The following is an 18,950-nucleotide window of genomic DNA, read 5'->3' on the forward strand; positions in this document are numbered from 1 at the left end:
CTACAAAATATGAATAAGAGAAACGCCGGCTTTACGCTGATTGAGATAATGCTGGTGATGGTGCTGCTTTCCATGAGTGCTGTTGCGGTAATAATGACCCTTCCGGCCAATAAGCAGGATGTGGTTAAACAGCATGCCCAGCGTTTCTTTTACAAGCTTCAGTTGCTGAATGAAGATGCCATTTTAAATGGCAAAGATTTTGGTATTACCATCAAAGAGAACCGCAATCAGTATACCTTTGTGGTGCTGACAAAAGAGGGCTGGCAGAGACTGGATAGTAAAAACTATCAGCTGGTTGAGCTGGACGAGGGTCTGGAAATCCGCTTTGAGCCGGGTAGCGGTGCGTGGGCTGATGACGACAGGTTATTTGAACCGGGCTCTCTGTTTGATGATGAGATGTTTGCTGAAGAGGAAGAGAACAAAAAGGGTGATCCTCCTCAGGTGTTTGTTCTGTCGAGTGGTGAGGTTACGCCTTTCGCTCTCGACTTTTATGTTAAATCCGAACAAGAGACCCGCTGGCAGGTATTGGTAAAAGAGAACGGCGAAATTCAGCTGAATAGTCCGCTGAGTTTAGCTGACGGGGAACGGCCATGAAGCAGCTAAACCGGGGTATGACTTTGCTGGAAGTGCTGGTTGCACTGGCCATTTTTGCTACGGCGGCTATTAGTGTGATTCGCTCTACCACTCAGCATACCAATACCATTGCTTTTCTGGAGGAGAAAACTTTTGCTTCTATGGTTGTTGATAACCAGATGGCGCAAGTGATGCTGAAAGGCGCTCCTGCCAGTAGTTATAGCGGCTCTGAGCAGATGGCTGGCCGTACCTGGTACTGGAAAGTTGCACCGGTGAAAACCGCGGTTGGTGCGATTGGTGCGTTTGATGTCACTGTGTATTCGGATAAGGAACAAAAAGACTCTCTGCTGACGGTAAGAAGCTATGTGGCGAAATAAGTTCAGACCACATAACAGCAAAAGCAGCAAGGGGTTTACCCTGATAGAGGTGCTGGTGGCCATTGCCATCTTTGCTACGCTCAGTGTTTCTGCCTATCAGGTACTGAATCAGGTGCAGCGTAGTAATGCTCAGTCGATTGAGAAAACAGGCCGGTTAAAGGATATCCAGCGAGCTATGGTGATTATCGACAACGATTTTCGCCAGATGGCACTCAGACAGTTCAGGACCAATGGCGATGAACCGTCTGAAAAGATAATCGAGTGGGGTCAGGGGCTGTTAGAGTCTGACAACAACGCCGTGCTATTTGTCCGGCTGGGATGGCTGAATCCACAGCAGATGTTCCCCCGCGGAGAAGTTTCAAAGGTGGGTTACCGGGTGGTTGCCGATCGACTGGAAAGAGTATGGTGGCGCTATCCGGATACCCCTGTAGGGCAGCAAGGCATAGTAACGCCCCTGCTTGATGGCGTGACGAATATAGAGATGCGCTTTTACTCAGCCGGCAACTGGCTAGAGCGCTGGGATCAGCCACTGGCGCTACCGGAAGCGGTCGCTTTTTCTATCGAGTTGCAAGATTACGGCAAGATAGAGCGGGTATATCTGACGGCCGGTGAGAAGTTGCAGAAAGATAACGGGGAGGGTAGCAGCGATGAAGCAAGCTAACTCTCCCGCCCGTCAGCAGGGTGTGGCTCTGATTGTTATTATGCTGATTATCGCGGTGATGGTTTCCTTAGCGGCAACCATGTCAGAACGGCTGTTTGTTAATTTTAAGCGGGCAGAGAACCGTTTGAGTCACCAGCAGGCATACTGGTATAGCATAGGTGTTGAAGCCCTTGCTGAATATGCCATTAAAGAGAGTTTTAACGACGGCGATACGGTGAATATGAGCCAGCCGTGGGCGCTGAAAGAACAGGTGTTTCCGCTCGATTACGGAGAGGCTGTCGGTTTTATCCGCGATATGCAGTCCTGTTTTAATGTCAACTCGCTGGCGAATCTGACACAGGTTCAGGATACCAGTACGAAACCTTTTCTGGTAAACGTATTTCAGTTGATACTGGAGGAGTCACAGGTTGATAGTTATCAGGCGGAAGTGATTGCTGATTCTGTGCGCGAATTTGTTGATGCTGACAGCAATACCATTTCTGCCTCCGGGGTGGAAGACAGCCACTATGAATCGGTTTCACCGGCCTATATGGCTCCTAACGGTATGTTGGCTGATGTAACCGAGCTCAGGGCAGTAAATAAGGTGGATCAGAAGGTAATGAATGCACTGGCACCTGTGATTTGCGCTGTTCCCAGTGATGACTGGCGTCTGAATGTAAATACGGTTGATGAGAAAGGTGCTGTGATTTTAGCCGCGCTGTTTGCGCCTAATCTGAGCCTTTCATCGGCAACATCTTTAATTAAAAATCGCCCCTTTGATGGCTGGGGCAGTGTGGATGATTTTCTTGCAGAATCAGAAATAGCGGCTCTGGAAGAAGAACTGAAAGATAAAGCCAAGGGGTATCTGGCGACAGATAGCCGCTTCTTTGAGCTTGATGCTCAGGTAATTGTAAATGAGTCTAGAGTCAGGATAAGAAGCCTGCTCTACTCTGAAGACAGAAAAAAGGTGGCGGTAGTACGCCGGCGCTTTGGAGGAATTAGTGAGTGAGTTTCTGACCGTTAGGCTGAGCAGACAGACCGACGCGCCCATTCCGTGGCTGGTTTGGTCTGTAAGTCAGAATGAAGTGATCGCCAGCGGGGAGCTGAGCCACCGGAATGAGTTGGATCAGTTACTACCCTATGCAAGGCAGAGAACGACCATTGCGTTGCTGGACAGCCGTGATGTGCTTCTGTCTGAGTGTGAAATCCCAGCCGGTGCATTAAGACAACTGGATAGCATGATTCCTTACCTGCTGGAAGAAGAGATCGCACAGGATGTTGAGGAACTGCATTACACTATTCTGAACCGGGGAGCAGGCAGAGCTTCGGTCGCTGCTGTGGATGAAAAGTATCTGGCCGGATGGCTTAAGCGATTCCGGGATGCAGGGATTGAACTGAAGCGGGTATTGCCGGACGTATTGGCGATGCCGCTTATTGAACAGCAGATCAGTGCTCTGCAAATTGGTAAGAGTTGGCTGTTCAGAAAAGACCTTTATCAGGGCATGGCGGCCGATACACAGTGGCTGAATACTCTGTTTGAATCTGACTGGTGCAAACAGGAACAGAGCAAACTGCCAATCACAGGATATACACCGGCACCAGATTACCCGTTTGATGCAGAGCAGCAGTGGAATGCAGCTGAACCAGAACTGGTGATGGCTTTGCTGACTAAGGGGGCGATTGCTTCGCCAGTGAACCTTTTGACGGGTGAGTTTAAGCCTCAGTCGTCTATGTTGAAACATATCCGAATCTGGCGCAAGGTTGCTATTGCGGCCTGTCTGTTTGTTACGGTTTTATCGGTTCAGCAACTTTTGAAAGTCAATCAACTGGAAGCTGAAGCAAAAGCGTACCGTGCAGAGAGTGAGCGTATTTTCCGTTCGGTTTTTCCTGATAAACGTAAGATTCCTACCGTCAGCTATCTGAAGCGTCAAATGAATGATGAAGCAAATCGTTTGTCGGGTAACAGCAGTGGAGATACGGTACTGGATTGGCTGGCAGACTTGCCTCAGATTCTGGCTAACCAGCCAGCGGTTGAGATACAGAGTATTCGATTTGATGCTAACCGTGCTGAGGCGAGAATTGAGATGTTAATGGCTGATTTCCAGACCTTTGAGGTGATTCGTTCCAGACTGGAGCAGCAATACGTTGTTACTCAGGGGCCTCTTAATAAGAAAGAGAGCAAAGTATCAGGTAGTTATGTACTAAGGAGAAAGCAATGAACGGATTAATGAGTTCACTCTCTTCTTGGTGGAACGGTTTGTTGCTTCGTGAGCAGCGTTTACTCTCCGTTGGGGGCTTGCTGCTGTTAGTCGCTGCGGTTTTTTGGGGAGTTATTCAGCCAGTCGCAGATAGAGCAGAGAAAGCTCAGACAAAGATTAACAGCGAAAAACAGCTGCTCAGCTGGGTAAGCAATAAAGCCGATGAGATTATAGAACTGCGGGGCAGTAGCGGTCGTTCAGTGTCAGAACGCCCTATGAATCAGGTCGTGTCCGGTTCTGTGAGTCGTTTTAATATTGAGCTGATCCGTATGCAGCCGAGAGACGATATGCTTCAGGTCTGGATCAAGCCTGTTGCCTTTAACCAGTTTGTTTCGTGGCTTAACTTTTTAAATCAGGATCAAGGCATCCGGGTTGAGTTTATGGATATTTCAAAGGCTGACAGTAAAGGTGTGGTTGAGATTAAGCGCCTGCAACTTAAGCGGGGCAGCTAATATGAAGAGAATCATATTTTTTTCTCTGCTGGTCATTCTGGTGTTTTGCACCAGCCTTGTTGTGCATCTTCCACTCTCTTTTGCCGTTAAATATATGCCTGAGGTAAGAGGGTTACAGCTAAGTGGGCTGAATGGCACGCTTTGGCAGGGTAGTGCAAAAACCGTTAAATGGAATAACAGAAACTTTGGTCAGCTTAACTGGGATTTTCAGCCGGCAAGCTTGTTTAGCGGCAAAGCGCAGTTTGCTGTCCGTTTTGGCCGTGACAGCGATTTGAATCTAAGTGGTAAAGGTATTGTCGGGGCAGATTTTTCCGGCCTGTATGCCGAAAATGTATTTGCATCATTACCGGCAAGTTCTGTTCAGAGTCAGGTACAAATTCCTGTTCCGGTTACTGCGACGGGTCAGCTTGAACTATCAGTTAGCGAGTACCGTTTTGCACAGCCATGGTGTGAATCAGCCACAGGTAGTCTGGTATGGAATGCAAGTGAAGTTCAATCACCACTTGGTACTTTAAGCCCGGGAACCATTATTGCGGATATTTCCTGTAAAGACAGCGTATTATCTGCTTCTTCGGCTCATGAACATCCACAACTTAGCGGGGCTTTTACTGCCAGCCTTGATTCGCGCAGACAATATAAGGTGGATGCCTGGTTTAAGCCAAACAGTGAGTTTCCTCAGGCAATGACTTCACAACTAAAATGGCTTGGAAATCCTGATTCTCAGGGAAGGTATCCATTCCTTTTCTCTGGTGGCCTGAGATATTAACCAGACTGATATTGCTAACTTCCTTTCGCCGTGACGGGGCTGAACTAAAGTTATACTTGAAAGATCAACAGCCCCTAGGTATATAATCAAACATATAAAAACAGAGCCTGTTAAGCTCACAACAGGCTTTAGCTACTTTTACAATAACAATGAAAGTCTTGTCAGAATAAAAGGAATGAGAGATGGCAAAGAAGATCATGCCCAAAATTTTATCTGTTGAAATGGTGGCCAAGTCCAGACTGTTTTCTATTGAGTCTCTCGATCTTGAGTTTTCCAACGGTGTTAAACGTACCTACGAAAGAATGAAGCGCAGCGGCCGTCAGGCGGTGATGATGGTACCTGTTACCCAAGAGGGGGACCTGTTACTTGTACGCGAATACGCTGCCGGTACGGAAGAGTATGAGCTTGGCTTCCCCAAAGGTCTGGTTGACCTTGGTGAAACACCGGCTGAAGCGGCTAACCGTGAGCTGAAAGAAGAGATTGGGCTCGGTGCTAAAGAGTTTGTTCCACTAAAAGAGGTAATACTGGCCCCCTCTTACTTCTCCGCCAAGATGACGCTGTTTCTTGTTAAGGATCTTTATCCTGAATCACTGGAAGGTGATGAGCCTGAACCGCTGGAAGTGGTTCGCTGGCCACTAAATCAGGCTGATGAGCTATTAACCCATATGGACTTCAGCGAAGCGAGAAGCATTGCCGCACTTATGCTGGCGCAGCGTTATCTGGCTGGCACTGAGAGTCAGGGGTAAGTAATGACGACGCTAAGCAAAGATCTTTCTCATCAGTTACCAGCCGTTATCGAAATTGCCCGCTCTGCCGGACAGTTAATTCTGGATATCTATCAGAATAATCAGTATGAAGCCTTCACCAAAAGCGATGAGACTCCGGTAACCAGCGCTGATCTGGCTGCGCATAAATTTATTTTTGAAAAGCTGAGTGAGCTGACACCGGAAATACCGGTACTGTCAGAAGAAGCGGCAGATATCGCACTGGAAAAACGTTCGCAGTGGAACCGCTACTGGCTGGTGGACCCGCTGGATGGCACGCAAGAATTTATTGCCCGCAGTGGTGACTTCGCAACCATTATTGCCCTTATTGAAAACAACAAGCCAGTTATGGGTGTTGTCTATGCGCCGGTATCCGGTGTGACTTATTACGCTTATGACGGAAAAGGAGCATGGAAGATTCCTGAGATGGGAGAGAGTGTCCGGATCAAGACCCTCACCCATGAGCAAGGCACAAGCTCCCTTTCTATCGCTATCAGCAGGCGTCAGAATATCAATAGCATCACCAGTAAGATGTCTTCGGCGTGGAACTACGATTTAATTCCTCTCGGCTCGGCAGCGTTGAAAGCTTGCCTTGTCGCGGAAGGCGCTGTGGATTGCTATCTGCGTTTAGGCCCTACAGGCGAGTGGGATACGGCAGCAACCCAATGTATTGTTCAGGAAGCTGGTGGACGTATCCTAAGTACCAAGCTAAATGCGCTCACCTATAACCAGAGAGAGACGCTGGAAAATCCCAACTTTATTGTTCTCGGTGATGAAGCTCTGCCGTGGGCTGAAATACTAAAAGAGAAGGTATAAATAAAAAGGGCCTGAATCGGATTACTCGTTTCAGGCCCTTAATCTATCTTTTTATCAGCTCTTAATAGTAAGAGTGATCACCACGTGCGTGTTCAGTTGAATCTCTTACCGCTGTCAGTTCACCTTCAAACTGCTGAAGCAGTTCTTTTTCAATGCCTTCCTTCAGAGTGACATCTACCATTGAACAACCGTTACAACCACCACCAAACTGTACCAGTGCGATACCGTCTTCAGTGATTTCGATCAGGCTGACATGACCACCGTGACCGGCTAACTGTGGGTTTACCTGAGTCTGGATAGCGTACTCTACGCGTTCCATCAGGGAAGCATCATCAGATACTTTACGCATTTTCGCGTTCGGAGCTTTAAGAGTAAGCTGAGAACCCATCTTATCCGTTACAAAGTCGATTTCGGCATCTTCAAGGAACGGCAGGCTAAGCTCATCAACAAAAGCAGAGAATCCTTCATAGGACATTTCGGTATCTGCAGCTTCTACCGCTTCCGGCGGACAGTAAGAGACACCGCACTCTGCGTTAGGGGTGCCCGGATTTACAACAAATACACGGATATTGGTGCCTTCCGGCTGCTGCTCAAGCAGTTTTGCAAAATGAGATTGAGCATTTTCAGTAATTGAAACAATATTTGACACGACTAATACCTGACTTATTTGGTAGGTTATTTCACATTATTCTACTCCGGTACCATCAGGATGCCAATAGATTTTGTTTTATAACCTGAGTTAAGGTTATTTATGCTTGTGACGGTTCCGGAGTCCGGCATAAGCAATAAATATCAATTCTTTCCACGCCAACTTCAAGCAGCAATTTACATAAATGTCGTACTGTACTGCCTGTTGTGACTACATCGTCCACAATAGCTACGTGACTGTGTTGCGGTACCTGTCTGAGAACAAAGGCACCGGCTAAGTTTTTGAGTCTCTGTTGCTTATCCAGCCCCTGCTGAGGTGGTGTTGCCCGCAGTCTTTTGAATATGTGGTTGTTAACCACGGTTTTGTCGGGTAAGTGCCGGTTAAGGTAGTCAGCGATCACTCTGCTCTGATTATAGCCCCTTGCTATATAGCGCCTCCAGTGCAGCGGGACGGTACAGATTAACGGCGCAGGTTGTGAAATCTGCTGTGCCAGCAGGTAACTGAGGTCGTAGGCGAAATAAAATTTTCCCTGATATTTTAGCTGATGAACATAGCCGGAAAGAGGTTCTGCGTAGTCTCCGATACAGTAAAGCCGCTGCCATAACGGCGGTTTTTTCAGGCAATATCCACACTGCTCAGCCGGACTGCTCATTGGTAAACCGCAACGCTGACAGCGGGGAGAGGAGCTGAAGCTTTTGATACAGTGACGGCACCAGATAGTCTCTCCTATTGGCTGAGAGATGGTGAGACCACATAAATGGCAGTTCGATGTAAAATAGCGGTGTATCTTATTCCGGATTGGTCTGATTAACATCTGACATTAGGCTCGTTTTATGCTGAAACAGAGTTAAACTAGCGCTTATCCTGATGGTTATTTTATGAATAAAGTAGGAGTTTCCATGTCTGATTCCACATCCCTGTACTGGCAGCAGGAAGGTAGCGGCGAAGATCTTGTCTTAGTCCACGGCTGGGGTATGAATGGTGCCGTCTGGCAACAGACCGTCGAGAAGCTCTCACAGCACTTCAGGGTTCATGTGGTTGATCTTCCCGGTTACGGCCACAGTGCAGACGTTCATGCTGAAGATCTGGATGAGATTGCGGCTATGGTGCTGGAATCTGCACCGCAAAAAGCCATCTGGGTTGGCTGGTCACTGGGTGGTATTGTCGCCACACATATCGGCCTTAATCATCCTGAGCGGGTTTCTAAACTGGTGACGGTGGCCAGTTCACCAAAGTTTTCTGCACAAAGACCATGGCGAGGCATTAAGCCTGATGTCCTGAGTATGTTTACTCAGCAGCTAATGGAAGACTTTCAGCTCACTATTGAGCGTTTTATGGCGCTGCAGGCTATGGGTAGCCCTACTGCCCGTCATGATGTAAAAGCCCTGAAGAAAGCGGTGTTATCGCGGCCTCTGCCTAATCAGAACTCTCTTCTGCTTGGCCTGCAATTGCTGGCGGATGTTGACCTGAGGGATAAACTACAGCAGCTCTCCATGCCTCTGCTGCGCCTGTATGGTCGTTTAGACGGATTGGTTCCGGTCAAGGTCGCGACAGATCTGCAGGAGCTGGCTCCGCTGTCACAACATTTTGTCTTTTCAGACTCCTCCCATGCACCATTTATGACTGAGCCTGAAGCTTTCTGTTTACAATTAATTAAATTTAGTGGTAAATAATTGAGCAGTTTGGCCGATAATTAATCTAACCGAATCAATTTTTGAGGCGGTTGAAGTAGAAGGAGGTAATTCATGATTGTGTCGCCGACCAATGTGAACGTGCCACTGATTGCTCCTTCGGTCAATGTTCAGACTGAACAAGCGGCGAGAGATAACAAGGTCAGGGAACCTGTTACGCCGCCGGTTGAACTGGCAAAGTCTAATGCAGAGCGCAGGATTACTCCGGACGACAAGCGTCGTAAACGACCTGCATGGGAGCCATCTGACCACCCTGACTATGAACTGGACAATGAGGCGAGTGCATCGTCGGCGGAAAACGAGGGGCCAAAAGATACCTTAAGCCGGTTATTTGAGCTTATCGCGTTACAAACTTACTCTGAAAAACAGGGTATGGGGTACACAATCCGTTTCCGGTTACCACGACGCCTTATTGAGGCAGCCATTGTTCAGGGGAAAATGGCGCGTCGACGAACAGTGATTAAATTTCACTATGGTCACGCCGTCGCACCAAACACACCTTCAGAGGTGATCGCGGTGCTCTGAGAGTGGAAACATTGTCAGACTATGAGCTAGCGGGTAGCTGGTTTCCGGCACTTACCGTGCAGAGACCAGTGCTCCCGCAACCTCTTTTTCCTTTTGCGACCTAACCTGAGCTCGGGATAATCTAAGCCACTCAGCACAGTCCTTTTAGCGCCTAACTGCTTTAAAATCAACGCAATAGACCAGCTATTGACTTGTGATTTTGCCTTGTTATTCATCTAAAATGACAGCACTGAGTCTAATGTTTAGTTACTTGCTGATTTTATTAAGTATTTAGACTTTCTTATCCCGAGCTCAGGTTATTTATTTCTTGTTCTTTGCGAATGCAGCTGCAAACGCACCACCCATAGCGCTATTAGCCGGTGCTTCTTTTCTTTGCTGACTGCTTCTCGGCCGTTGATTATTTGTGGACGGCTTTCTTGATGGGTTGTTTTGTCCCGGTTCATCGTTCAGTCGCATGGATAGACTAATCCGCTTACGCTGAACATCAACTTCCATCACTTTCACTTTGACGATATCGCCTGCCTTTACCACGTCCCGTGGATCGGACACAAAGCGATCCGTCAGGGCGGAGATATGTACCAGACCATCCTGATGAACACCAATATCAACAAAGGCACCAAAGTTTGCCACGTTTGAAACCACGCCTTCCAGCAACATTCCCGGTTCTAAATCGCTGACGCTGTTTACCCCGTCGGCAAAAGAGGCGGTTTTAAACTCCGGCCGCGGATCGCGTCCCGGCTTATCCAGTTCACGGATAATATCGGTGACAGTCGGAACACCAAAAGCTTCACTGGTGTAGTCTCGTGCACTTAGGGTATTCAGGAAAGCGCTGTTACCGATAAGAGCCGGAATGCTTTTCTGATTTTTCTCTGCAATAGCTTTAACCACAGGATAGGCTTCAGGGTGTACCGAGGATGCATCAAGAGGATTTTTTCCATCCATAATACGCAGGAAGCCGGCACTCTGTTCAAAGGCTTTCGGGCCTAAGCGGGCAACTTTTTTAAGTGCGGTACGGTTAATAAAGCGACCGTTCTCATCACGGTAGCTGACAATGTTCTGCGCCATAGTAGCAGACAGGCCGGCAACCCTTGTCAGCAGGGCTGCAGAAGCAGTGTTTACATCAACCCCAACGGCGTTTACACAATCTTCAACAACGGCATCAAGACGCTTAGCCAGCATGGTCTGGCTGACGTCGTGCTGATACTGGCCGACACCGATGGATTTAGGATCTATTTTCACCAGCTCCGCCAGCGGGTCTTGTAGTCGCCTTGCAATAGAGACTGCTCCCCTGAGTGAGACATCCATCTCCGGAAACTCTTTCGCGGCTAACTCTGATGCTGAGTAAACAGAGGCGCCTGCTTCGCTGACAATAATCTTCTGCACCGAAAGGTTGGATTGTTTTAGCGTCTGAGCAACAAAGGCGTCGGTTTCCCGTGAGGCAGTACCATTGCCAATAGCAATAAGATCGACATTGTGTTTACGGATAAGCTGCTGAAGAACATGAGCCGACTTATCGAACTGATTTTGTGGCGGATTTGGGTAAATGGTATCTGTTGCCAGAACCTTGCCTGTTGAATCGACCACGGCGATTTTGGATCCGGTTCTTAGCCCCGGATCCAGGCCAAGAGTCGCTCTTGGTCCGGCTGGTGCCGCCATTAGCAAGTCTTTCAGGTTAGTGGCAAAAACGTCTATAGCATCGATTTCGGCGCGCTCTTTCATTGCTCCCATCAGCTCGGTTTCCATATGCATAGAAACCTTGATACGCCATGCCCAGCTTATTACCTGCTTGCGCCATTTGTCGGCCGGAGAGTCTGACAGGTGGATACCGTAATGGCGGGCAATCAGTTCTTCACAATAGGAGCCTTTGACGGTTTCATCTTGTTCAGGATCGGCTACTAGCGACAACTGCAAAAAGCCTTCGTTTCGTCCCCTGAGCATGGCAAGTGCACGGTGTGAAGGTGTGCGGCTTATTTTCTCACTGTGCTCAAAGTAGTCTTTAAATTTCTCACCAGCCTGCTGTTTTCCTTCAACCACCTTCGAGGTGATTTCGGCATGCTTAGTGAGGTAGTTACGCAGCTTTTCTATCAGGTTGGCGTCTTCGGCGATTCTTTCCATCAGGATAAAGCGGGCACCATCCAGTGCGGCCTTAGTGTCACTGATTTTCTGTTCCGGATTCAGGAACTTAGCGGCTTCCGATTCCAGATCAGTTTCAGGCTGATTCCATAGAGTATCAGCCAGAGGCTCTAACCCTGCTTCGATAGCGATCTGACCTTTGGTACGACGCTTTGGCTTAAACGGCAGATAAAGGTCTTCCAGACGAGTTTTACTGTCGGCTGCCATAATCTCTTTTTGCAGAGAATCGCTTAGTTTTCCCTGTTCTGAAATGGATTTAAGAATAGCCTGACGGCGCTCATCCATCTCTCTGAGATAGGTCAGTCTGTTATCTAAGGTTCGTAACTGGGTATCATCCAGCCCGCCGGTTACCTCTTTACGGTAGCGGGCAATAAAAGGGATGGTGCTGCCTTCATCAATCAGATTAATGGTGGCGTTGACCTGCTCAGGGCGAACATTCAGTTCCTGAGCGATTTGTAAGCTGATAGCCTGACTCATCCGTGTTTCTCTTTGCAGTTAAATTTCTGATTTCAAACCGGTACGGTTTTTGTATCGTGAAATTTGAGGTTGTTTCTGGTTTGCTCTATAAATGGGGGCTGATATCTGAAATACCAGCTTATTTTTGCTCTGATTTGCTTTGATTCACAATCAGAACGGCCTGTAATGGCTAGACTAAATCAGAGTTTTGGTTTTTGTGCCTAATCATAAGCATGATTCGGCTGGTTAAGTGACAGGAGTGGTATGAAGGAACAAAATCCACACAGTGACGGCGACGCTTTGCCTTGTGCTATGCGGGCATGGAGTGCCAATGAGCAGCAACTGGCACAGTGGCTGTATAAACAGACGCGGGATAAAGAGCTGTCGCACGACATATTACAAGAAGTCTTTATCCGGGTGATGGGGCAGGGATCTGCGTTTTGTGATGTTCAGAACAGCAAGGCGTGGATGTTCAGGGTTGCTCATAACCTTATGATTGATTCTGCCCGTCAGCAGAGCTTCCAGCCCATAGAGGCCGATGTTGAAGCGGAAGAAGTGCAACTGGATGTGTTTGATCTGATTGCCATCAGTTGCCTGCCCAGAGTGCTTTCAGAACTTCCCCAGCCTGACAGGGAAATTATCACAGCCTGTGATCTTCAGGGAATGAACCAACAAGCATTCGCTATTCAGCATGGTTTAAGTCTGCCGGCGGTTAAATCCCGTATCCGTCGTGCCAGAGAAAAACTACGGGAACAGCTGAAAACCTCCTGCAAAGTGCGCTTTGATGAAAGCAAGCAGGTGTGCTGCTTTGTTCCCCGAGATCAGCCACAGGAATAATATCGTCTGGCTCTGAAACTTTTTTAAAAAAATCTGCATCCTTTTGTCTGCTCATCCGTCTGGAAGGTATAAGACCTAAATTACAAAAGGATAATGATGTTTCAGCTGTTTACCGATCTCGCCTCATGGCTGGTTTTCGATCTTCTTAATCTCTCTCCTGACACTAAGCTGGGCGATGCCCTGCACTTTTTTGTTGAAGACACCAGCAAGATTTTTGTTCTGTTACTGGTGATGATCTACTTTATCGCCCTGATCCGTGCCTCGCTGGATGTTGAGCGTGTCAGGGACTATCTGGCCGGAAAGCATCGCTTTTTCGGCTATTTTCTCGGTTCCATGTTTGGCTCCGTCACTCCCTTCTGTTCCTGCTCAAGTATCCCTGTATTTCTCGGTTTTACCTCTGCCGGTATTCCGCTGGGGGTCACCATGGCGTTTCTGATTACTTCTCCGCTGATCAATGAAGTGGCCGTATTGCTGCTGGTCAGTTTACTGGGCTGGCAGTTTACCCTGCTCTATATCTCTGTCGGCATGCTGGTGGGGATGCTGGGTGGTTTTTTCCTCGATGTCATTAAGGCCGAGCGATGGCTGCACTCTTTTGCCGCTGAGGCTTTACAGCAGGGCATTGAAGCTCAACAGCAGGGGGAGGCTGAAACCAGTAGCCAGAAAACTCTGTCCCTCAGAGAGCGTCAAACTTTTGCCAGCAGCGAAACCCGTGAGATTTTTTCTCGTGTCTGGAAGTGGGTATTTATTGGTGTCGGGTTGGGGGCAGCCTTGCATGGCTTTGTCCCTGACGGCTGGATTGAGGCTCATCTTGGTGACCGGCAATGGTGGTCAGTTCCTGCGGCAGTATTGCTGGGTATTCCCCTTTACTCGAATGCGACAGGTGTCATTCCGGTTATGGAAAGTCTGCTGGTGAATGGTTTGCCGGTGGGAACGACTCTGGCCTTTTGTATGAGTACGGTGGCGGCCAGTTTTCCTGAGTTTATTTTGTTAAAGCAGGTGATGAAGTGGAAGCTTCTGAGTGTGCTTTTCGTATTGTTGTTGACGGCATTTACTGTGGTTGGCTGGATATTTAATTACCTGCCAATTAATTAGGCAGAAATAAGGAGTAAAAATGAAAGTAGTAAAAGTACTAGGTTCCGGATGTAAAAACTGTCAGGTGACAGCGGCCTTAATTGAAAAAGTAATCGGAGAGAAGGGTGTCAGTATTGAGCTGGTTAAAGTAGAAGATATCAGGGATATCATGGCCTACAAAGTAATGAAAACACCCGCTGTGGTGATTGATGAGCAGGTAGTCCATAAAGGCAGTGTGCCGCAAGAAGCTGAGGTTCAGAGCTGGTTCTAAAGTAGAAGAGCTTAGAAATAAGGGTCAGAGGCATTGGCTTCTGACCCTGATAAGAATTATTTGCTTACTTCGGCAAGGACTTCGTCTGCTGACGGCTGCTCTTGCTGTTTTTCTGCTCGTGGCAGAATAATATTCAGCACAATCGCAGTGATGCCGCCTGCAGAGATACCTGATGAGAAGATGCTTTTGATAAACTCAGGCATAAACTGAAGAATCTCCGGCTTCTGGGCAATACCCAGACCCATTGAGAAGGAGAGTGCCATAATCAGGATGGCTCTTCTGTCCAGCTCTTCCCTTGAGATAATGCGGATACCAGCCGCAGCAATGGTACCAAACATAACAATGGTCGCTCCGCCCAGCACTGGCTCAGGGATTAACTGAACAAAAGCTGCAACACCTGGAAACAGGCCGAGCAGAACTAACATACCGGCAATAAAATAACCCACGTAACGGCTGGCAACACCAGTCAGCAGAATCACACCGTTGTTCTGGCTGAAGGTAGAGTTAGGGAAGCTGTTAAACAGTGCAGCGATAGCTGAGTTTAAGCCGTCAGCCAATACACCGCCTTTGATGCGCTTAATATATACCGGCCCTTTCACCGGCTCTCCCGACACTTCTGAAGTCGCGGTGATGTCTCCGATTGCTTCAATAGCAGTGATCAGAAATACCAGTACTAAAGGAATAAAGAACGACCAGTCAAAGCTAAGTCCGAATTGCATTGGCACCGGTACCGCAAACAGAGCGGTTTCCGTTGCTGAAGAGTTATCAATCATGCCCATAAGATAAGCAGCTATATAGCCTACTGTCATAGCGATAACGATAGAAGCAACACGGATATAAGGGTTAGCGGCACGGTTAAGAATAATAATCAGGCTAAGAACAATACCGGCCAGAGCCAGTTTATCCAGACTACCAAAGGTTCCGTCCCCCAGTGCTGAATAACCACCACCGATAGAGACCAGCCCTACCTGAATCAAGGTTAAACCAATCAAAGTCACCACTATGCCGGAAACCAGAGGTGAAATAATCTTGCGTGCATACTCCAGCACTCTGGAAAGCAACATTTCTGCTGTTGAAGCGAGCAGTATGGTGCCGAAAATCGCCGCCATCATGGTTGAGATATCCGCGCCACCCTGTTTAAGGGAAAGCCCTGCACCAATAATCGGGCCGAGAAAGTTAAAACTGGTTCCCTGAATCGATAGCAACCCTGAGCCTACCGGGCCAAAGGTTCTTATCTGTATAAAAGAGGAGATACCCGATGCAAACAGAGACATACTGATTATGGTATTGGTCTGTTCTGCCGGGACATCAAGTGCCTGGCAAATGATCAGAGAAGGGGTGATGACTGCTACAAACATGGCCAACAGGTGCTGGAACGCTGCAAAAATGGTTTGTGGCAAAGGAGGTCTATCATTTAGTTGATAGACCAGTTCGGACTTACGCGAAGCGTTGCTCGTCGTCATTTTTAATTTTCCTAATTTTAGTTTTACTTAGCGATCGCTGAATGGGATGGCTAAGTTGAGCTCGATGGGTAATCAGGGCTGTTAATTCAATTAGATACAACAGTCCCTGAAAATCCGTTCTGTGATTGCTGTTAATCAGAATCGGCTCAGGTTTGGGCTTATTTTCAATATTCTGCTGATGCAATATTGAATGGTGCGGGATTATATCGACTATTTCCAGAAAAGCAAACGATTGCGTATGGGTAAGTAAAAAATAATGAATAAGTTAAGGGAAAATGATTAGCGACGCTGCATCTCTGCCCACCAGGCTTGGTCTGCAATTATTTGTCCTTCACTGTCCAGCGGCGGATAGGGAAGCTTTTTACGTTTGGCTACCTTTGCCAGAACCGGATGACCACGCTCAAACAGGGTTTTATGAATTACTTCTTCCGGCAGGGCAGAGGTTTCTCTGTCGTACATTCCGGCCAGTTGTCGCTGCCTTTGCGCTTCAAACAGAATGAGTGCGCTGGCTACGGAGACGTTAAGGGACTGCACCATGCCGACCATAGGGATAATAATATCCTGATCCGCCAGCGTAAGGGCGTGACTTGAAATTCCGTGCTTTTCTCCGCCAAGGATAATGGCGGTTGGCTTGGTGTAGTCAATGTCACGAAAATCGACGGCGTTATCTGACAAGTTTGTCGCCAGTACCTGCATATCTTGCTGTCTTAGTGCCGTTACAGCACTATCAATGCTGTCGTGCGTCTCTACTTCAACCCAGTTTCTGGCGCCTGCCGAGGTATGGCTAAGGGTACGCATTTTTTCGTCCGGCCATACAGCATGAACCTTATGTACACCGGCTGCATCTGCGGTGCGTATTACTGCAGAAACATTGTTGGGCTTATGAACCTGTTCCAGACAAAGAGTAAGATCCGGCTGACGGGCTTTAAGTACGGTCTGAATTCTGCTGTAGCGTTCTGGGTTCATAACTTTCTTTCGTTGTTAAGATTTCGTTTTTTAAATAATGCGCTTTAAAAAAGAAGAAGCCGATACTATCGACTTCTTCATCCGGTTAAATCATGCTGTTTACTGCCTTCTGCGACGCACTTTTAGCGCGTGAGGCATAACACGAATCTTCTTCATTATGCTGGCAAGGTGAACACGATCTTTCGCGGTCAGTGCCAGAGTAATGGTATAGAGACGGCCATCTTTCTCTTCGGTCGAGATACCGTGAATATTTGAACCGGTACGTGATACCACGTTGGTCAGTTCTGCCAGAGCACCCTGATGGTTCTGCATATCGATCTGCAGCTCAGAGATAAACTCTTGCTCGTGCTCATCGGCCCATTCAACATTCATATATTTATCAGGTTCTTTCTGATAACCACGAATATTAGGGCAGGTCTCCCGGTGAACAACCAATCCACGACCCGGTGAAACGTGGGCAATGATATGGTCGCCCGGAATCGGGTGACAACATTTAGCATAGGTAAGCAGAATACCGTCTGCCCCTTTGATAGAGAGCTTTTTGCTGGAAGATGAAGGTAGTGAACTGGTTTCTGTCAGCTCGTCAGTATCACCCAGCAGACGGCGGGCAATAACGATACTCATTAGTTCGCCAAGGCCGATGGCTGCCAGAAGGTCATCAATACTTTCAACCTTAAGCTCGGCCAGTACATTCTCTATATTTTCAGGATATATACTGTCGATAGAGTGCCTGCCCAGAGCATGGTTCAGTAACCTGCGTCCCAGAGCCACAGACTCTTCCCTGCGCATGGTTTTCAGAACCTGACGGATCTTGGTACGGGCACGGGAGGTAACTACATAGTTAAGCCATGCTGCATTCGGACGGGCTCCCGGTGCACTGATAATCTCGATAGCCTGACCATTTTTCAGCGCCTTGCTAAGCGGATATGGTTGACGATCAACGCGGGCACCGACACAGGTATTACCGACATCCGTATGCACAGCATAGGCAAAATCAACCGCTGTCGCGCCGGCAGGCAGTTCAACGATGCGACCTTTAGGGGTGAAGACAAAGATTTCATCGGGGAACAGATCAGACTTAACGTTCTCGATAAACTCAAACGAGTTACCGGCACTTTGCTGAAGTTCCAGCAGGCTCTGCATCCAGCGCTGGGCTTTAACCTGAGCTGTAGTGCCCTTGGTATCGCCACCGGCTTTATAGGACCAGTGTGCAGCAACACCTTTGTCAGCCATCTGATCCATATCTTCGGTGCGGATCTGAACCTCAACAGGAACGCCGTGAGGGCCAACCATTGAGGTATGCAGCGACTGATATCCGTTGGCTTTCGGTACCGCGATATAATCTTTCATTCTGCCCGGACGAGGCTTATACAGGTTGTGAACCTGACCCAGTACCCGGTAGCAGGTATCAGGGGTATCTACAATAACGCGGAAGGCATAGATATCCATAATGGTATGGAAACGCTGCTCTTTAGTGCGCATCTTATTGTAGATAGAGTAGAGGTTTTTCTCCCTGCCAATCACGCTGGCAGTCAGCCCGACTTCTTCAAGACGCCCTTCGATTTCTGAGTGGATTCGCTGAATCATCTCATTACGGTTACCACGGGCGGTACGGACAACCTCTTTAAGCACCCGGTACCGGTTAGGGTAGAGGGCTTCAAATCCAAGCTCTTCAAGCTCAACCTTGATGTTATGAATACCTAAGCGGTGTGCCAGCGGTGCGTATATCTCCAGCGTTTCCCGCGCAATACGTCTGCGCTTGTCCGGACGCAAGGCACCAAGGGTGCGCATATTGTGCGTGCGGTCAGAGAGCTTAATAAGGATAACGCGGATATCCTGCACCATGGCCAGAACCATCTTACGAAAGTTTTCGGCCTGTGCTTCTTTACGGTCGCGGAATTTAAGCTTATCCAGCTTGGAAACCCCGTCCACAAGCTCAGCAACCGTATCTCCAAACTGATCGGCAAGATCCTGCTTTGACGTTTCTGTATCTTCAATAACGTCATGGAGCAGGGCCGCCATTAAAGTCTCGTGATCCAGACGCATTTCAGCAAGGATACGGGCAACAGCAACAGGGTGGATGATATAAGGTTCACCACTTGAACGGGTCTGCCCTTCATGGGCATCTTTTGCTACCACATAAGATTGACGCAGAGCCTCAATTTGAGGCTCTGTTAGGTATTCTTGGGCAACATCTTTGAGGCTATCGAATAGATACAAATTATAGTCTCGGAAGTTGGCT

The 18,950-nt window shown here is 48.0% G+C and carries 20 protein-coding genes; 14 read left to right on the plus strand and 6 right to left on the minus strand.

The window, feature by feature from the left end; all coding sequences use genetic code 11:
* The first annotated feature begins 9 nt into the window (after window positions 1-9).
* The 9 genes from gspH (at window position 10) to cysQ (ending at window position 6,646) form a co-directional block, all read left to right on the plus strand.
* Window positions 10-594 (plus strand): type II secretion system minor pseudopilin GspH, encoded by a 585-nt coding sequence (gene gspH / locus PK654_RS00310; RefSeq protein ID WP_271696953.1) that lies wholly within the window; start codon window positions 10-12, stop codon window positions 592-594.
* Window positions 591-950 carry a type II secretion system minor pseudopilin GspI gene (gspI, locus tag PK654_RS00315; RefSeq protein ID WP_271696955.1) on the plus strand — a complete coding sequence of 120 codons (360 nt, stop codon included), beginning with the start codon at window positions 591-593 and terminating at the stop codon, window positions 948-950. Before gspH ends, gspI begins: the two co-directional genes overlap by 4 nt.
* Window positions 937-1,611, plus strand: coding sequence for a type II secretion system minor pseudopilin GspJ (gene gspJ, locus PK654_RS00320; RefSeq protein ID WP_271696956.1), 675 nt, complete (start codon window positions 937-939; stop codon window positions 1,609-1,611). Before gspI ends, gspJ begins: the two co-directional genes overlap by 14 nt.
* A complete protein-coding gene (gene gspK, locus PK654_RS00325; protein WP_271696957.1) occupies window positions 1,598-2,599 on the plus strand; it encodes a type II secretion system minor pseudopilin GspK in 1,002 nt (333 codons plus the stop codon). Before gspJ ends, gspK begins: the two co-directional genes overlap by 14 nt.
* Window positions 2,592-3,809 (plus strand): type II secretion system protein GspL, encoded by a 1,218-nt coding sequence (gene gspL, locus PK654_RS00330; protein ID WP_271696958.1) that lies wholly within the window; start codon window positions 2,592-2,594, stop codon window positions 3,807-3,809. Before gspK ends, gspL begins: the two co-directional genes overlap by 8 nt.
* A complete protein-coding gene (locus tag PK654_RS00335) occupies window positions 3,806-4,300 on the plus strand; it encodes a type II secretion system protein M (protein ID WP_271696959.1) in 495 nt (164 codons plus the stop codon). The genes gspL and PK654_RS00335 overlap by 4 nt, the downstream gene beginning before the upstream one ends.
* A 1-nt stretch (window position 4,301) precedes the next feature.
* The gene (locus PK654_RS00340; RefSeq protein WP_271696960.1) at window positions 4,302-5,066 is read left to right on the plus strand and encodes a type II secretion system protein N; all 765 of its coding nucleotides are present in this window, start codon (window positions 4,302-4,304) and stop codon (window positions 5,064-5,066) included.
* A 182-nt stretch (window positions 5,067-5,248) separates the two neighbouring features.
* A complete protein-coding gene (gene nudE / locus PK654_RS00345) occupies window positions 5,249-5,812 on the plus strand; it encodes an ADP compounds hydrolase NudE (protein ID WP_271696961.1) in 564 nt (187 codons plus the stop codon).
* Window positions 5,813-5,815: 3 nt separating this feature from the next.
* Window positions 5,816-6,646, plus strand: a complete 831-nt coding sequence (gene cysQ, locus PK654_RS00350) for a 3'(2'),5'-bisphosphate nucleotidase CysQ (RefSeq protein ID WP_271696962.1) — start codon at window positions 5,816-5,818, stop codon at window positions 6,644-6,646.
* Window positions 6,647-6,707: 61 nt separating this feature from the next.
* On the opposite strand, the gene nfuA is transcribed toward cysQ, so the two are convergent.
* The gene (gene nfuA, locus PK654_RS00355; RefSeq protein WP_271696963.1) at window positions 6,708-7,295 is read right to left on the minus strand and encodes a Fe-S biogenesis protein NfuA; all 588 of its coding nucleotides are present in this window, start codon (window positions 7,293-7,295) and stop codon (window positions 6,708-6,710) included.
* Window positions 7,296-7,395: 100 nt separating this feature from the next.
* Window positions 7,396-8,109: a ComF family protein gene (locus tag PK654_RS00360; protein WP_271696964.1), complete on the minus strand. Its 714-nt coding sequence runs from the start codon at window positions 8,107-8,109 to the stop codon at window positions 7,396-7,398.
* Between the two features lie 85 nt (window positions 8,110-8,194).
* On the opposite strand from PK654_RS00360, the gene bioH reads away from it, so the two are divergent.
* Window positions 8,195-8,968 (plus strand): pimeloyl-ACP methyl ester esterase BioH, encoded by a 774-nt coding sequence (bioH, locus tag PK654_RS00365; RefSeq protein WP_271696965.1) that lies wholly within the window; start codon window positions 8,195-8,197, stop codon window positions 8,966-8,968.
* 72 nt (window positions 8,969-9,040) lie between these two features.
* Window positions 9,041-9,511: an ATP-dependent Lon protease gene (locus PK654_RS00370; RefSeq protein ID WP_271696966.1), complete on the plus strand. Its 471-nt coding sequence runs from the start codon at window positions 9,041-9,043 to the stop codon at window positions 9,509-9,511.
* 300 nt (window positions 9,512-9,811) lie between these two features.
* On the opposite strand, the gene PK654_RS00375 is transcribed toward PK654_RS00370, so the two are convergent.
* Window positions 9,812-12,121, minus strand: a complete 2,310-nt coding sequence (locus PK654_RS00375; RefSeq protein WP_271696967.1) for a Tex family protein — start codon at window positions 12,119-12,121, stop codon at window positions 9,812-9,814.
* A 243-nt stretch (window positions 12,122-12,364) separates the two neighbouring features.
* Here PK654_RS00375 and PK654_RS00380 point away from each other — a divergent pair, with 243 nt between their 5' ends.
* The 3 genes from PK654_RS00380 to PK654_RS00390 all read left to right on the plus strand — a co-directional run bounded on the left by PK654_RS00380 (window position 12,365) and on the right by PK654_RS00390 (window position 14,279).
* Window positions 12,365-12,937, plus strand: a complete 573-nt coding sequence (locus PK654_RS00380) for a sigma-70 family RNA polymerase sigma factor (RefSeq protein ID WP_271696968.1) — start codon at window positions 12,365-12,367, stop codon at window positions 12,935-12,937.
* A 96-nt stretch (window positions 12,938-13,033) separates the two neighbouring features.
* Window positions 13,034-14,029: a permease gene (locus tag PK654_RS00385; protein WP_333909660.1), complete on the plus strand. Its 996-nt coding sequence runs from the start codon at window positions 13,034-13,036 to the stop codon at window positions 14,027-14,029.
* A 19-nt stretch (window positions 14,030-14,048) separates the two neighbouring features.
* Window positions 14,049-14,279 (plus strand): thioredoxin family protein, encoded by a 231-nt coding sequence (locus PK654_RS00390; RefSeq protein ID WP_271696970.1) that lies wholly within the window; start codon window positions 14,049-14,051, stop codon window positions 14,277-14,279.
* 56 nt (window positions 14,280-14,335) lie between these two features.
* Here the strand turns inward: PK654_RS00390 and PK654_RS00395 are convergent, their stop codons facing one another.
* The 3 genes from PK654_RS00395 to spoT all read right to left on the minus strand — a co-directional run bounded on the left by PK654_RS00395 (window position 14,336) and on the right by spoT (window position 18,928).
* Entirely contained in the window at window positions 14,336-15,742 is a 1,407-nt protein-coding gene (locus PK654_RS00395; RefSeq protein WP_271696971.1) for a uracil-xanthine permease family protein, read from the minus strand.
* 279 nt (window positions 15,743-16,021) lie between these two features.
* Complete coding sequence (trmH, locus tag PK654_RS00400) at window positions 16,022-16,708, minus strand: tRNA (guanosine(18)-2'-O)-methyltransferase TrmH (protein WP_271696972.1); 687 nt, start codon at window positions 16,706-16,708, stop codon at window positions 16,022-16,024.
* 99 nt (window positions 16,709-16,807) lie between these two features.
* On the minus strand, window positions 16,808-18,928 hold the full coding sequence (spoT, locus tag PK654_RS00405) for a bifunctional GTP diphosphokinase/guanosine-3',5'-bis pyrophosphate 3'-pyrophosphohydrolase (protein WP_271696973.1): 2,121 nt from the start codon (window positions 18,926-18,928) through the stop codon (window positions 16,808-16,810).
* Window positions 18,929-18,950: the final 22 nt, after the last annotated feature.

Origin of the sequence: Vibrio sp. SCSIO 43137 (genome assembly GCF_028201475.1) — a bacterium.
Taxonomy (GTDB): domain Bacteria; phylum Pseudomonadota; class Gammaproteobacteria; order Enterobacterales; family Vibrionaceae; genus Vibrio.